10 protein-coding genes are annotated in these 15,879 nt (G+C 53.9%); 7 read left to right on the top strand and 3 right to left on the bottom strand.

The features are described 5' to 3' along the window. Positions 1 to 66 precede the first annotated feature (66 nt). Positions 67 to 4,092 carry a PIN domain-containing protein gene (locus tag H9K76_RS03295; RefSeq protein ID WP_187598162.1) on the bottom strand — a complete coding sequence of 1,342 codons (4,026 nt, stop codon included), beginning with the start codon at positions 4,090 to 4,092 and terminating at the stop codon, positions 67 to 69. 206 nt (positions 4,093 to 4,298) lie between these two features. On the opposite strand from H9K76_RS03295, the gene H9K76_RS03300 reads away from it, so the two are divergent. From H9K76_RS03300 to H9K76_RS03330, 7 genes are all read left to right on the top strand, one after another. Beyond that, positions 4,299 to 4,628: an ArsR/SmtB family transcription factor gene (locus tag H9K76_RS03300; RefSeq protein WP_187598163.1), complete on the top strand. Its 330-nt coding sequence runs from the start codon at positions 4,299 to 4,301 to the stop codon at positions 4,626 to 4,628. A 47-nt stretch (positions 4,629 to 4,675) separates the two neighbouring features. Continuing rightward, the gene (locus H9K76_RS03305) at positions 4,676 to 5,170 is read left to right on the top strand and encodes an arsenate reductase ArsC (RefSeq protein WP_187598164.1); all 495 of its coding nucleotides are present in this window, start codon (positions 4,676 to 4,678) and stop codon (positions 5,168 to 5,170) included. Between the two features lie 3 nt (positions 5,171 to 5,173). Then, a complete protein-coding gene (locus tag H9K76_RS03310; protein ID WP_187598165.1) occupies positions 5,174 to 5,662 on the top strand; it encodes an arsenate reductase ArsC in 489 nt (162 codons plus the stop codon). A 2-nt stretch (positions 5,663 to 5,664) separates the two neighbouring features. Continuing rightward, a complete protein-coding gene (gene arsB, locus H9K76_RS03315; RefSeq protein WP_187598166.1) occupies positions 5,665 to 6,753 on the top strand; it encodes an ACR3 family arsenite efflux transporter in 1,089 nt (362 codons plus the stop codon). A 14-nt stretch (positions 6,754 to 6,767) separates the two neighbouring features. Then, on the top strand, positions 6,768 to 7,190 hold the full coding sequence (arsC, locus tag H9K76_RS03320) for an arsenate reductase (glutaredoxin) (RefSeq protein ID WP_187598167.1): 423 nt from the start codon (positions 6,768 to 6,770) through the stop codon (positions 7,188 to 7,190). 4 nt (positions 7,191 to 7,194) lie between these two features. Next, positions 7,195 to 7,908, top strand: a complete 714-nt coding sequence (arsH, locus tag H9K76_RS03325; RefSeq protein ID WP_187598168.1) for an arsenical resistance protein ArsH — start codon at positions 7,195 to 7,197, stop codon at positions 7,906 to 7,908. A gap of 215 nt (positions 7,909 to 8,123) precedes the next feature. Further along, positions 8,124 to 9,370 (top strand): IS3 family transposase gene (locus H9K76_RS03330; protein ID WP_246475000.1). Its coding sequence is split into 2 segments (ribosomal slippage): positions 8,124 to 8,469 and positions 8,469 to 9,370, totalling 1,248 coding nucleotides; the frame shifts between segments, so codons are not numbered across the junction. A gap of 558 nt (positions 9,371 to 9,928) precedes the next feature. Here H9K76_RS03330 and H9K76_RS03335 read toward each other — a convergent pair. Together H9K76_RS03335 and H9K76_RS03340 are read right to left on the bottom strand one after the other, a co-directional pair. Next, a complete protein-coding gene (locus H9K76_RS03335) occupies positions 9,929 to 13,789 on the bottom strand; it encodes an RNA-directed DNA polymerase (RefSeq protein ID WP_187598169.1) in 3,861 nt (1,286 codons plus the stop codon). Between the two features lie 77 nt (positions 13,790 to 13,866). Beyond that, positions 13,867 to 15,849 (bottom strand): ATP-binding protein, encoded by a 1,983-nt coding sequence (locus H9K76_RS03340; RefSeq protein WP_187598170.1) that lies wholly within the window; start codon positions 15,847 to 15,849, stop codon positions 13,867 to 13,869. Positions 15,850 to 15,879: the final 30 nt, after the last annotated feature.

Here is a 15,879-nt window from a genome sequence, read left to right on the forward strand (position 1 = left end):
TTTACACAATTCAATCAAGGGGCTATCTCAAGTGAACGCAAGTTGAAATTTGTTGGCTTGTTTGAACTAATCTATATCGCTTGCGAGCGATAGCGTTGGTGCGTCATGCCGCTCCACTAATTCCGGAAGAGATTTTTCTACTGCCAGCCAAGGGGTATGACTGCAGAACAACACTCTTACACCGATAGGTCTGCCGTCATCGCCTTCCTGCAATCGGCGTCGAGCGTTTGCCAATGATTGAATCAGATAATTTTTCTGAAACTTAACAAGCTGCGTTGGAAGCCAGTTGGCACTGTCGTATAGGTACCTCTGGGTTTTCAGCGATTCGGAGAAATCAGCAATGTATTGGTCGATGTCTACTTCAAAATTCTGCGGGCAATGAGGGTGCCGCATAGAAGCCTCCACGATATGCTCGAACAGTTCACCAAACGCCGGAAGAGAAATGTTATGTGATGAGATTTGGGTGAGAAATGAAAATGCTACCGCAGCTGCAGAAGTAAAATCGGTTTTATTAGATGAAAGATATTCCTTAAAGCGCTGAATCCCTTGTTGCAAATATGCCCCGCCCTGTAATGCCATCCACACAAGGTCATCGCCGCTTAACGAAACAAAGCTGCGATTTAGAAGAAACTGCTTGACGGTCGCCGAAGATAATTTCTTTGGGTCAAGCAATTTATTGGCTGCGCAATGCATTAGGACAGTCTGGGGCCAAATACCAGATACCTTTGCCACGCTCTCCAAAATCTCCCGAAATCGCCCATCCAGTGTCAGCACTATTGCGTTGGATGCCCTAGCGAGCATCATCACCTCCACTTCCTCGGGATGAAGTACTTCAATCAGTTTCATCAAGAGAGGGCTATCGTCCAATTCACCATAAGCAGGCCTCACCTCGCAATAGCGTTCGATGACGTCAAGCGACTCTTTGAAAAATTGAATTCGTCTGGCGTGGTACCGAGCATCATGCTCGATGAACGCTAGCTGCCCATCAATCTCTGTGCTTGTTGCAACACTTTGGTCGGCTTCTGCCTCCAGAAGACATCGTTCCAGTGTTGTTTTAGTCAACGTCGAGACGAACAACCTTGGTAAGTGCTGTAACGCCTCTTGTACCTCGAGATGGACAAACTCAGCCAGCGTCACGGCATCAATCACATAGCAGGCATCCGGATTTCTGATGATTTCGGCCGCTTTTTCACGTTCTTCAGGAGTACCCGTCCCCACGTATATCGGAGGGCCATCTATAGGCCAACCTAAGACTGCCTCGGTTGAGCTACGCCTTCGGATGTAGCAAAGTCCTCCCAAGGTCATACGCCCAGATGCGTAGTCATCTAGCAGTTGCCGCACAGCGGAAGACGACCGTAAAACTTCGGCTTTCATGTGCGCCAAGTCAAGCTCCCCGTCACTATCCTTTCTTACGGGGACCATTTTCATATCTGGCAGTCCGCCCATCATATTGGAGCGTTCGTGAACGACCTTTATCAAGTGACGATACGCTGATTGAACTCCGGTCACTCGGTATCGATTTTTACCTCCGAAAGCAAGCGCAGGAAGGTCTACTTCTTGACCAACCTTCGAGCCAATCAAGGCTGTTGCTTGGGCTGAAAGCAGGTCCGAGTACCCATCCCTTTTTGGAAGCTCTCCAACATCTGGAGGGTCTATCACATACTGCGTGACATTTCCAAACTCATCCTCCAAAGTGACACAACTGCCAGGAACAACCGTTAGCAATTCCTCCTCCATTAACGGAAGTTCTTTTGCTGCACCAACAATGGCCAGAAAGTAAGCTGACAATGCTTCGGGCTCGTCCAGGTTATGACGAAGCATTCGATATAGTCGCCGCATAGCCCGTTCCAACTCACCATACCGAAATTCAAATCTCGCCATTTGGGCGATGCTATCTATTGGCCCATCGAGCAATTCAGGCACTCTACGAAGGTCATTCTGAAACTCAGCCGGTGTCGCAGAGTGCAAATCCGTCGTTAACTTAAAAATCCAGCTTCGAGCTAGATTCGGGTGCAGTCTTAATTGCGTTTCGGCCAATGGACGCAGGAAACTCCAGTCCGCGACCTGACGTCCAAGTTCAATTGCTAAACTACGAGTATTGTCGTTCTCAATCCAGTCAGAGGGGAGTCTGGATAATAGCTCTTTTGCTTTTCGCCTGTTTTGGGACCGAATATAGCAATCTAACAATCTGTTATCTAGGTCAGAGAGGTAGCCTGGCGTTATCAACTGCTCAAAATAAACTGCTGCCTCGGAATACCTCCCAGCGTAGAACAGAGTCTCGGCGAGCATGTACTTTTGGGGTTCTGTCCCTTGCTCGGACACTAACCGCCTGGCACGCTCCACCATTGGTTCCGCATCTAGATGACGCCCAGCTCGAGTCAATACACGTGCTGCGAGACACACCGCAATCAGGCCACCTTGCGAATCCACCTTTGCTGATAGAACTTCTTTGACCGCCAAGTCTTGTGCACCTGTCCGTGCTAGTGTTTGCCACCTCAGCGCTGTTAGAAGTTCAGTTGTTTCATCATCAACTGGATTAAAAAGTAGCGCTGCGTCCAACGTTTGCTGGAGCAATGAAAGCTTTCCCTCGTTAGCTGCGAACTGGCCAACTATGGCGAGACTGCTCAGACCCAAATCACTCATTTTTTGGGCAGTAAAGGTTAAAAACTCTTCCTTCTTTTCAAGTGCAAAGAGAGCAGCTATCCTTGTGTGGAGTATTTCTTCAGAGGTATATCCGTGGGCTTCGGCCTCCTCTATTAGAGAAAGTGCTTCAGTGAATCGATGCAATACCAGCAGTGAAAATCCTAGGTGACCTATTGCTCCCACGATAGATGCAGACTGAACCTTCCAAAGACGCTCATGTCTCGGTTGAAATATCTCGATTGCAAACTCTAGAGCCTTTTTTTCGTCGAGTGGAATCGATTCGGCCATAGCTCTTACAGGAAACCGAGTTCCGTAAATCGCTGCAATTCGAAGCGCATTTGCGCGACCAAAAAATCCCGCTTCAGGATGGGATGCCGCCTTTTGACTGAAGTGGACTGCCTCCTCTAGGTTTCCCGCTTTAAGCTTCGCTTCGGCTACGAATTGAAGAGCATCCGCATCATTCTTCAAGGATACAGGAACATCATGCTCCTGAAACGGCAAACCCTGAAGCAGCCGCACGTTAGCCAATGCACACCAGACATGTTCCGATTCGGGATACCTCTCTTGAGCTAGTTTGCCTTCAACAAGCGCTTTGTCTAGATTCTTCAGCAGCATGAGACCCCTAATGTGTGCGGCACACATGCGGTCATCATCAGGAAACGTTTCATACGACTTCAGAAAAAACTCCGCCGCTTTCTCTTCATCCTCACCCATGCACCACAAGCCAAACCCTTTTTGCAGGTACCAACGAGCCTTCTGGTGAGCATCGAATGGCGCCAAGTCATTGCCTATGACGGCCAATTGGTTCAGTGCGTCACGATAGAGGTTGGCCTTCAACAGGTTGTTTATTCGGTCAAGCTGGTCCGAGATAAGCCTGTTAGCTGAGTCTTGGCGAGCTATTGGAAGTCCGGTGAATTCAAGTAACCTGGAGTTAGCTTCGACTGCAAGTTCGCGGATGCTGTTGAGTGAGGCCTCCTGCCGATGATAGGCCGCACCTGGTGTTTGAGGTGCGTAGCTGTCTTGTAGTCTTGGGTAACGACTGATGTGATTGCAAATATCCTCCCAGAAATCTATTTCGACGGGAAATAGACCATTGGCTTCCCGGTCATCAGATAGCTCGTGGACATTTTTAAGCAATGCTGCATCGTTTAGTGTGGTCGTGGCGAGAATGAGTTTCTTGATGGCTGTTTTTTGCGTGTCGGCTTTTTCAACCTCTGCAACGACATCTGCCCATTTAAGCGGCTTCAAGGCGTACTTCTTACACTGGATGCCCACTCGTCCTATGCCCGGCTCCTTAACAAAGACATCAACACCACCCTGTACTTGGCCGCTTCGCCCATTCATCTTGGGCATTCGGTCATCAAAGACGACGCCATAGACCTGTGCACACATACGCTCAAAGTCTGCTTCATTCTTTGGCAGTGGAATTTCGAACGGAATCGTGTGCAAGGCTGTCCCTCTTAAGATGTACGTTGCCGCCAGTATACGAAGGTCATTTCGGTACTTCCGCGTTCAATTCGCAGTTCTAGAGCTAATGTTCTCAAGAACGTCTATTCGGCTGCTTCCAGCCGATTGAGTACATCGTTCCCCCTTCGCTGGGAGGTGTGTAGTCAATTTGTCACAAAAGTATTCCATAGTTCCATTACAATTGAAATATGGAACAAAATGAAGTCATCAAAGCACTAGCGGCCTTGGCGCAGCCAGTTCGTCTGCAGGTGTTCAGGGCGTTGGTCGTTGCAGGAGGGGATGGTCTCACGCCGGGCGTGCTCTCCGAGACTCTGGGCGTCCCCGCGAACACCCTTTCGTTTCACCTGAAAGAGCTGGTGAATGCCGGTCTGGTAACGCAGGAGCGCATCAGCCGAAACCTCATCTACCGCGCAGCGTACGAGCAAATGAACAGAGTGCTCTCGTTCTTGACTGAAAACTGCTGCCAAGGGGCCGCCTGTGCAGTGGAGCTGCAGACAGACATCTGCAACAAGTGTTGAGGCAATAGGAATCGCTTCAGTTCAACGTTCAACTCGAAGGAATCGAAATGGCAGACAAGATTTACAACGTGCTGTTCATCTGCACCGGGAATTCGGCCAGGTCCATCATTGCCGAAGGGCTGATGAATGAGATGGGCAAAGGACGCTTCAAGGCGTACTCAGCAGGCAGCCACCCGAGAGGGCATGTTCAGCCACTTGCGATTCAAGCACTCCAAAAAATTCAGATTCCCACTGAAGAATTTCGAAGCAAATCGTGGGATGTTTTTGCCGCCCCGAATGCTCCTGAGATGGACTTTGTGTTCACTGTGTGTGACCAGGCCGCGGGTGAAGTGTGTCCAGTCTGGCCCGGTCAGCCCATCAGCGCTCATTGGGGAATGCCAGACCCAGCCGCGGTTGACGGTCCGGAAGAAGTCCAGGTCAAAGCTTATCGAGATGCCGTCATGACCATGAAGCGCCGCTTGGAGCTGATTCTGGCGCTGCCTGTAGAGCGTTTGGACCGACTTGCTTTGCAGCGTGAAGTGAAGGCGATTGGCCAGCAGTAAATCATGACTAAAAACGTACTTATTCTGTGCACCCACAACTCGGCACGCAGTGTGCTCAGCGAGGCCATGCTCAATCATTGGGCCAAGAAGTTGGGGAAGGACGTTCGGGCTTTCAGTGCCGGTAGTTCACCCAGCGGTCGCATCAACCCATTTGCATTGCAAGCACTCGAGAGTGCAGGCATTGAAAACCCCGGCTACCGAAGCAAATCTTGGGATGAGTTTGTGGGTCCGCAAGCAGAGCCAATGCACATAGTCATCACGGTGTGCGACAGCGCGGCGTCGGAACAATGCCCTTATTGGTCGGGTAGTCCCGTGCAGGTGCATTGGGGATATGCAGACCCCTCCAACGCTCCCGAAAGTGAGCGTGCAGCTGCCTTCGAAGTGACCCGGCAAGCCATTGGCTATCGCATGTTGCAGCTGCTGCAATTGCCGCTTGAAAAAATGAACAACCAAGAGCTTCAGGCCTCGCTTGAAACCATCTCGCGGAACTAATCATGTCTGCACCAACCAAGACTCTCTCAAGCGGTGCTTCTGCAGCGGGCGGCATCAGCTTCTTTGAACGCTATCTAACCGTTTGGGTGCTGCTTTGCATTGTGGCTGGCATCGTGCTCGGCCAAGCGTTGCCTAGCCTGACTCACGCTGTGTCATCGATGGAAATCGCGCAGGTCAATTTACCCGTCGGCGTACTCATCTGGGTCATGATTATTCCCATGCTGCTGAAGATTGACTTCGGTGCACTTGGGCAGGTCAAGGCTCATGCGCGCGGCATTGGTGTCACCTTGTTCATTAACTGGGCCATCAAGCCTTTCAGCATGGCGCTGCTTGGGTGGATTTTCGTGCGACACGTGTTTGCACCCTATCTTCCGACTGAGCAGCTGGACAGCTACATCGCTGGCCTGATTCTGCTCGCTGCAGCACCCTGCACGGCGATGGTGTTTGTGTGGAGTCAGCTTTGCAAGGGGGACCCGTATTTCACCCTGTCTCAAGTTGCGTTGAACGACGCCATCATGGTGGTTGCTTTCGCACCTATCGTCGCGCTGCTGCTGGGCCTGTCTTCCATCGTTGTCCCATGGGATACGCTGCTCATCTCTGTGGGCCTGTACATCATCGTGCCGGTGATTGTTTCGCAGTTGATTCGTAAAGCATTGCTGGCCAAGGGGGAGGAGCATTTCAAGGCGGTGGTGAGCAAGCTCGGCCCGTATTCCATTTCTGCACTGCTGCTCACCTTGGTGCTGCTGTTTGCCTTCCAAGGCGAAGCCATCATCAAGCAGCCTGTTGTCATCGCGCTATTGGCCGTCCCCATCCTCATTCAAGTTGTTCTGAATTCAGGCTTGGCCTACTGGCTCAACCGCAAGCTGGGAGTGCAGCACTGTGTTGCAGGCCCATCCGCCCTGATTGGTGCAAGCAACTTTTTTGAGCTGGCTGTCGCTACCGCCATCAGTCTGTTTGGGCTGCAATCAGGAGCCGCACTGGCCACCGTCGTGGGTGTGCTGATTGAAGTGCCTGTCATGCTGGCTGTCGTAGCGGTTGTGAACCGCTCACAAGGCTGGTACGAAAATGGCGCTAGCAAAGTCCGCACTTGAGCGTTTGGAAGACCATGGAAAAAGTCACCATCTATCACAACCCCGAGTGCGGCACTTCACGCAACACGTTGGCGTTGATTCGCAACAGTGGCGTGGAGCCCGAGGTCATTGAGTACCTCAAAAATCCGCCCAGCAAGGAGCTCTTGGTAGAGCTCATCAAGTCGATGAACATTGCGCCTCGCGAGTTGCTGCGCCAAAAGGGTACTCCCTACGAAGAGCTTGGACTGCAGGACGACAAGTGGAGCGATGTACAGCTCATCGACTTCATGCTTGCACACCCAATCCTCATCAATCGACCCATTGTTGTCGCCTCCAAGGGCGTCAAGCTCTGCCGACCATCTGAAGCGGTACTTGACATCCTGGCCTCCACGCAACAAGGTCCTTTCACCAAAGAAGACGGAGAAGTCGTCATCGACGCCAATGGAAATCGTGTCTGAATCAATGAACCTGCCATCCACCAATCTGAACCCAGAATCGTTTCGTATTCCTTCGCAAGGCGACTTGCTGCCGCGCGCCGTGTCTTCCCATCCACCGCGCATTCTGATGCTCTACGGTTCGCTGCGCGAGCGCTCGTACAGCAAACTGTTAACGCTGGAGGCCGCCCGCTTGCTCGAGAGCATGGGAGCTGAAGTTCGCATCTTCAATCCAGAAGGATTGCCGCAGCCGGACGCAGCTCCCGAGTCGCACCCCAAGGTGCAGGAGCTTCGCGAGCTTGCCTCATGGTCCGAGGGTATGGTGTGGACTTCACCAGAACGTCACGGCGCGATGACCGGCATCATGAAGAGCCAGATTGACTGGATACCGCTTTCTGTCGGCGCAGTGCGGCCAACACAAGGCAAGACACTCGCTGTCATGGAGGTGAGTGGTGGCTCGCAGTCGTTCAACGCTGTAAACCAGATGCGCATTCTGGGTCGCTGGATGCGCATGCTCACCATCCCCAATCAAAGCTCCGTGGCGAAGGCGTTTGCCGAGTTTGACGAAGCCGGCAGAATGAAGCCTTCTTCGTACTACGACCGCGTGGTGGATGTGATGGAAGAGCTGATGAAATTCACGTTGCTCACTCGCGATGTTGCGCCGTATCTGGTTGACAGATACAGCGAGCGCAAGGAGTCTGCGGAAGAGCTGTCGAAGCGAGTGAATCAGCGGTCGATTTGAATCAAGTAAGAATTGCCGTTGTGTGAACGCAAAGGCAATTCTCTTGGACTTTCTATGTTCTATGCCTTGTCAGCGCCTTGGTCAAACCGCCTGAGCATAGAGCCTGAAATTTCTTCAAATGATGACGCCACCGCGGTCCCCAAAGCTGAGATAGCCCCTTGAATCTCCGGACACGGTCCATCGCTTATCTTCGAGATAGGCATAGGACTGTGCGTATGACTAGGCATACAGAAACGATTGAGGTCATCACCCGAGACCAGCGCAGGCGGCGCTGGTCGGCTGCCGAGAAGGCCGCCTTGGTTCGCAAGACGTATGAACCGGGCATGAGCGTCTCGCTCGTGGCCCGCCAGGAGGGTGTGTCGGCGAGCTTGCTATTCACTTGGCGGCGGCTGGAGCGCGAAGGCGCGCTGGTGGCTGTCGGTGCAGGCGAGGCCGTTGTGCCGGCATCGGAACTGGCAGCCGCCCGTGCCGAGATCGCCAAGCTGCAGCGCGTGTTGGGCAAGAAGACCTTGGAGAACGAGATACTCAAGGAAGCCGTGGAGATCGCTGCAGCAAAAAAATGGATTGCGCGCTCGCCCTTGTTGCCCGGGGACGACCAATGAAGCCGGTCTGCTCGGTGCTGGGCGTGGCGCGCTCGAATCTGCATGTGCGGCATCACCGCCCTGGCCACTGGCAGGACAGCCGCAGAGGCCGCACCCCGGCCCAGGATGAGCTCTTGCTGGCCGACCTGCGGCGCCACATTGCCGAGTTGCCCAGCTATGGTTATCGCCGCGCCGGTGCGCTGCTCAATCGAGAGCGACGTTCGCAAGGTCAACAGGCGCTGAACCACAAGCGCATCTACCGGGTCATGGCGCGGCATCGACTGCTGTTGCCCAAGGCGCCCAAGCGACGGCATTCGAGCCGCATTCACGATGGCCAGGTCAGTGTGCCGATGAGCAACATGCGCTGGTGCTCTGACGGCTTTGAGATCAAGTGCGATTCGGGCGAGACGGTCACAGCCACCTTCGCCAAGGACTGCTGCGACCGGGAGATCCTGGCCTGGCGGGCTTGGGAGGGCAAGGGACTTGCGGGAGAGCCTGTGCGCGACATGCTGGTGGAAGCCGTGGAGCGGCGCTTTGGCACGGTTGAAGCCGTGCCCCTGGAGCGTGAATTGGAGTTCCTCACCGACAACGGCAGCGCCTACATCGCGCACGAGACGCGTGGCATTGCTAGATCGCTGGGCCTGAAGCCGATCAACACGCCCGTGTGTAGCCCGCAGAGCAACGGCATGGCCGAGAGCTTCGTGAACACCTTCAAGCGCGACTACATGAGCCGTATGGACCTGCGCGATGCGCCGACCGTGTTGGCGCAATTGCCGGGTGCGTTCGAGCACTTCAACGAAATCCACCCACATTCGAGTTTGAAGATGATGTCACCCAGGGAGTTCCGACGGCGGCAGAATCACCTCGCCCATCAGGGCTAACTTAGCGACTGGACGGTGTCCGGAACTACGGGGGCAAGATCACTCTGGCAGCAGCGTAACCTGCTGTCGATCCTGACCCTCGATGTATCTGGACATATTTACCTCGGTGCTCAATATGTCTACGGACTCTACCGGCCCATGCGGCAGGCCGCGAGAGGGTTTTCACACAGCCTCCAGCGGTTGCTGCCGCTCGGAACTGCAGAGTGAACTCACGGTCTCTGCAATAGAAGCAGTCATACGAAGTGTTGGCCTTGAATGCGTCGCTGTGAACGCGACGCCGCCAGCGTGCGCCGATCTGCTGATCGGAAATAGTGCTCACGTGCCCACCAAGAGTTGAGGTGGGCACAAGGCTCCTATGCCACGAACGGGCTTTCAAAATGCTCAGACTGGACGCTCACAGCCCCTTAGCCGATCGACAAACGCTTTCAGTAGACTACAAGAGCACAAGCACGGAGGTCAGTCACGCGAGTCAGGTGCTTGCGCATACCAAATTTGTGACGGTCTCGACCCGACCCCAGGCAGCCATTGTCCCAAAATATTGCAGATCACAACCTACGATTATTTTCGGCCTTTGAAGCCCGCAGGCGCAGTTTTCTTTTCCTTCGGTGCAGGTACCTTTGCTGCGCTCTTGAACGTTGTGAGGTCCACTTCGAACAGGCTTACTGCCGCTTGGTTGTTTCCGTGTACATGGGCGATGTGTCGTTCGTGGTGTTCCTTGAATGGGGCTTGAGCCGTCGACCCACCATACTGCCCCGTGTTCACCAACATAACAGGTTGGTACATGTGGAACTGAAGGGCGCTTGCCATGGTGTCAAACGTGTTGATGTCTTTGTTGAGTGCTGCGATCACGAAGCCATCACTGACGTCACGCATGTCCGCAGACAGCTTGAGATCGGTGGCGTCATAGCAAATGGCACCGGTTAGGTTGGCCGATCTGCCCTGCTTGTCCGAAAACTGAACAACGACCTGATAGGGTCTGTGCCCAACCACGCCATTACTCACTTCCCATGGGATGCCGTTCTGCTTGCCTTGGTAGACTGTCGCAATACTCCGACCAGCTTTGGTTGTTTGGCGAAGCAACCAGAAGGCACGATTGATGGGCTTCTTGAGATAGGGGTGTTGGACAAAGGTTTGCCCGGCAAAGATAACGGCCCCGGTGCTGTCGGACAGGCGTTTCAGCAGCCACATATCATCTGGATGAATGGCTAATTCGGGAAATACGATCAAATCAAGGCGTCTTGCCTGATCGACGTCGGTCCTCTTGGCTGCAAACCGACCCGCAGCCAACTGCTGAGTGATCAATCGACACATAGATGCCAAATGGGCGCGATGGCGCGCGCGGTACTCAGGCATCCAAAGTAACGGATCGGTTGAGGAAAAGTCAGCATCCTTCGGCATCAAGGTTTGAACCAGAGCGACTTTAAAGCGACGCAGATCCATGGACGCACTGCCATCTACCGGGAGCAGATATGCGGGCAGTTGAGACAGTTTTCCATAGCAGCCATGCTGAATCTGTTGACGCTTCGTAATGAGCCTGAGAAGGTCTGCAGGGTGTCTGGCAATACTGAACTCTACAACCCCATCCCTTTGCAATTCCAGACCTGGCCATTGCAGCAGGCGCATGATCAGCTCGTTGAGCCAAGGTGAGATCGGTGTTGGCTCAGCCCCCAGGCCTGCGGTCAGTGGCATCAAGCCCATTCGGCGCTTGTACCAGCTGCTTTGAAGACCACGGTAGCGATCAAAGGCGCTTTCGCGCAGCGGATAGTGGCGAGAGGTGTAGTCGCTCTCACCTACGATGGCCGCACGCAAGAGCCTTCCCAAACGATAGGCCCAACGCATATCAGCTTGAACCCACGGCGGCGTTTCAGTCCACGGGGGCGCATAGACCTCTCCATCGATGATGGAGATCTCGATGGAGGTTTCGGGATTTTGGATCGTTGGCCATTTACTGCATTCAACTTCGATCTTGTGAATGCAAATCCGGTCGTCTTCTAGTGCTTGAGCACCGTTATTCAACAAGGCCGACGCCAGCTTCAGCAGCGCATTTTCCTGAACGAATGGATTCTCCGGATGTGCTGTGATTCGGGCTAGCGACCTCTTGCCGGGACGCCAATCCGCCAACGGTTCAGAGTGATCCAGCGACGCCGTCCATGGCACGTGCAAACGAACTCGTTCCAGCCATGCCTTCCTGGAAGTGACGCTATGCGCGCGCAGAACATCGGTTAGGACCGCAGGTTCAATCATGGCGACTTGGTCAATCAGCTTCATGGCTTGAGATTTGGTCAACTTGTCCAGCCAATGGCCGAGCCAGATCACGAACTTCGCTCGTTCCCCCGTGATACGCAGAACCAGCAGCCCTGCTGTCAAATAGTCAGTATCCGGCAGCTTTGGAACCTCATAGCGAAGAGCTGAGTGAAGCTTTGAGTACTGGGTCAGCTCCCTCTGCTTATGAGGCAGATCTATCGGGAACTGCATCACTGCCATGAAAAGTGCAATCTGCTGGTGTAGGTACCAAGGCAGCTTGGGCTTGGAAAGTAAACCTAGTGCAAGCTGAATGAGTTCCGCCCTGTACGCATGGATGTCTGAATCCGCAGGGTAGCTTTCTGGCCGATGAAGTCCGGTCTCAACAGCAGCAGCTTTGAACAAATCGGCCAGCACATAGAAAGCAACGAGAGTCTCTTTGTTGAGCTTCGCCAGCTTTGACAACAGCGCTTCAGTCACAGGCCGCAGAAGTTCCACGGACGGGAAAATGTCCACTCCGCAGCGAAGCACAGTAGTCAGAGCGGGGTTCCTTGACCAGCAAGCCACCAGCTTGCGAGCTACGGTCTCCATCTCGTGGTCCAGCGCGCGCAGTTCACTGACCTCGGTACTCGACATGGCGTCGAGACCCGGTAACTCCGGATCGGCCATACTGCGCCGAAGTCTCAGGACCTGACGAAGGCGATTTGCCGCGAACCTGCGGATCGTGTCATCTCTAACGTCCACCTTGGGCAGGGCAATTCTTGATAGTGCAAGTAAATTGCCGTCCACGTGGATGTCGTCATTGAGTGCATCAGCGAGCCACAACAAGTGATCAAGACTACCGGTGACTTGGAGCAACGTGGTGGGATCAGGTGCAGTGCTGATTTGTCCTTGCACTCCTCTCATGAACTGCGAAGTGCTGCCTTGCACCGCAAAGTCTTCCCAGGCCACAGCTTCTGACTTTTCGGGATTGGTACTCAAGCGGGAACCGTCACCCTCGTAAGCTTCAAGCGCTTGATTGATCCATGCGCTAATAACGGAAGCCAAATGCTCCAGCGGGAGGTTTGCCGCCTCATTCAAGGGCAAGGCAACCACCAGCCGCATGTCATCCACATAGCGGCAATAGTCGAGCAGCTTCACGGTGGCAAGACCTGTATCGGTCAAACTGTTGCGGATGTTTGACACATCGATTTCTGTGTCAATTTTGGCAGCCACCTGCCTGTCAAAGTCGTGCATGTAAGCATTAGCCAAGAAGCCGCTGGCAATTAGCCCCTGGGGCAGGCCCATGGTCGAACTACCAATTTTCTTGCTGTCTTCAGCATGCCAGAACCATTGCAGTACACGCTCGGCAGCTAACCAGAATGCGTTCTGATCGGCTTCATCTGTCACGGCTTGAGGGGCTCCAAACTCCTGGGCGTAGGCCGCCCACATTCCCTTCAGGCGAGCCAGCGCGCGAGATTGATCGACGCAGTCGTAGAACTTTGCTAAATCGAGCTTGATCACATACAGACGTTTGCCTTGCAGGGAGGGCAGCAATTCTCTGCAGACGCTGGCTGGGCGCTCCAGAAAGCGCTCATAGTCCTTGAAGAACTGCGAGTATGTGGTTACGTTGCCCCATCGAAAGCGGGCCTGCTGTCTGCCCGTTGGCCCGGATGTCCAATCACAGAACAAGCGGTTGCCATAACTGAGAACATGCTTGCGTGCGGCGCTGGGGCTGGGGCAAAGGGATGAGTCGGTATTGCCCTGCAAGCTCTCAACTGCATCAGCCACGCACACCATGACTGCTGTGGCCATGACCTGATCACGAATGGTCAGGTGTGCCAGTGGGCGCAGATCTGGTTGCATGGCTTTCTTTCCCTTGGCGTCAACCTGCGGCTTGAAGTGCCACCCGCCTGTTTTCTCCTCTGGGAAATACCACTTTGCGTTTTTCGGTGCATGGACGACTCTGGCAGGTGTTGTCTTAGGCAGACCAGGTCCAAGATTCAACTCTGACGCCCAATCACGGAGCTTCTGAGGCAGCAGGAGAGACGTTTGTTCCAGTTCAAGAATATCGGCGTACCAGTTGTGACGCCTAACATCTGAGTCGGTCTTTTTCCACGCCTGGGCTAACACAGCTTCGTCGGTCAGCAAAGCTAGGCTGGGACCAAGCCTCTGGTACTTTGGGTCAAGGATACTCACAAGATTTCCTGTTCTATCTGAGCTCGGGCTGAATTTTCATGTTGTGCGTGGATTCTCTCGGTCGACCTACTCTCGCTTCAATGCTCAGTCTGCAGCTCCGCGACAAGCTCCTTCTTTGATACCGCACTATAGTCATCGCGCTTGAGCTTGAGGTTGTCGAGCATGAAGCCGTTGGTCAGCTCGAATCCATCAAGTAGCGAGTACCAGTTCAAGACGTATAGCTTCATGCGCGGGTCATCGGCGACTAGGCCGGGCTCTCCACGCGCGATAAGATTGTTGAGGCGGCTAGGTATTTGCGTGTCTGCGGATGAAATCTGTCTTCCCAGCAGGATTAGCTCAAAGTGCATCTTCTCCGACTTGAACTCTGGATAACGCTTGATGATGTCCGCGTAGTCTTCGAGCTGCCGAAGGTGCTTTTTATTCAGCGAAATTGCCGGGCGCTTAATTTCCACGACGATGCACTTGAAGACCTTCTGCCCCGACGAATCGAAAGTCGGAAACTTCCGCGCCAAGAAGAGGTCAGATTGCCGGTTTGCACCAGCTAGATCCTCCTCGTCGGCCACATCTTCCTCGTCCACTTTCGAGCGTGCCATAACGTCCTCTCGCAAGCGTCTGGCGATTTTGGTGAAGCTATCTTCCTCCGCGCCGAGGGTCTCGTAGCGAGGACCGAAAAGCCACGTGTTACTCTCGATGATTTTTTGCAGGTCAGGGGTCTCTAACACTTCACGGTAGTGCTCGTTCATGATGAATCGGAGTTGCTGAACCGCTGCGGTTCGGCGCTGCAGGATTTCGATGCTTGCGACAATGTTCTCAAGGCTCGAACGACGCAGCTGGTTCGCGAGTTTCTCCATGGACGCTGCATCTAGGTCGAGCGTGTCATTGAGCACATCAAGTAGCGCATCGTTCTCGTTCGACACAGCCAGCCTGTCCAACAGCCGAATGATTATTTTCGCCTGCTTCTTGTTTGCGTTGTGGAAGACGCGCGGGTCAGCAATATAGATTTGCCTCACCATCTCTCTGGCGTGCTGGTGCCTCCAAGCCTTCTCGGGCTCATCTAACCCGGCGTAAGTGGGGAAGTAGCCATCCTTCTCATAACCCTGAATCACCTCTTCTGCCCGCCGGAGGAGGAACTCGTTATAGACGGACTGGTTGAGCTGGTCGAGCTGGGCTTGAAATTTCCGCCAGGTGCGAGACGTCGGCGTGTGCGCGTCTGGCTTCAGCAGGTCCCTCTCTTTAGAAAAAGTGTCGGCCCAAGCGGAAGTGACACAGACACTGGTGAAGAAATTTGGTTTTTGATTCAGCGAGCTATGGATCTTGTAGACGAGTTCGCCGCTCGAATTCATCAGATACAGAAACGACTTCTCCGATGTGGGGCGGCGCTCCCATCGAATCACTTGTGCCTCGAAGACCGCATCGTTAACTTCGATGGTCTTCCTGACAGCCTCATGCGCCGGGACAGCTACGGGGATGCCATTTAGCAGCAGCTTTCTTTCAGAGTGCACTGCCAGGTACCAACCGAACTCCACGGAGAATTTCTCGCGAAGGTCCGCCATCGCTGGCAGACTGCTGGTGAAGTGGGTCAACTCAACCAGGGTGCCACGGCCTTGCGCGATCAGCTCCTCTCGCTGCTGCTGTGTCTCAAGTGGACGGCCGACAAACTCTTTGATGCTTGCTGCGTCGACATCGATGACTGCATCCACGCTGCTCGACCGGGTGAACCAGGATGCATTGCGACAGAGTAGATGGAACGCGAGCCGTCCGCGCCCGTGCGCGCCCTTTAATGCGAGGTTTGCCTTCTTCGCGGAATCGTTGAAGCTCCCGAAGGTGTCGTTCAGTGTGTCGAAGTCGATACCGTGACCATCATCTTTTACGATGACTCGCTCGATGCCGTGCATGCTGTTCTCGACCAAGTCGACCGATACACTGGTTGCGGCTGCATCAAAGCCGTTCCAGGCAAGTTCAAACAGCGGCTGCCAAATCTCCGCAGTCTTGAAGTGCTTCTTGATACCCTCGTTGCCAATGGCGGCAACTCCCTTAATGACAACAGAATTCTTCGTCATGTGCGCCCCATCTCCTTTTCGGAGATTGTG

It is taken from the genome of Diaphorobacter ruginosibacter (assembly GCF_014395975.1).
Taxonomy (GTDB): Bacteria; Pseudomonadota; Gammaproteobacteria; order Burkholderiales; family Burkholderiaceae_C; genus Diaphorobacter_A; species Diaphorobacter_A ruginosibacter.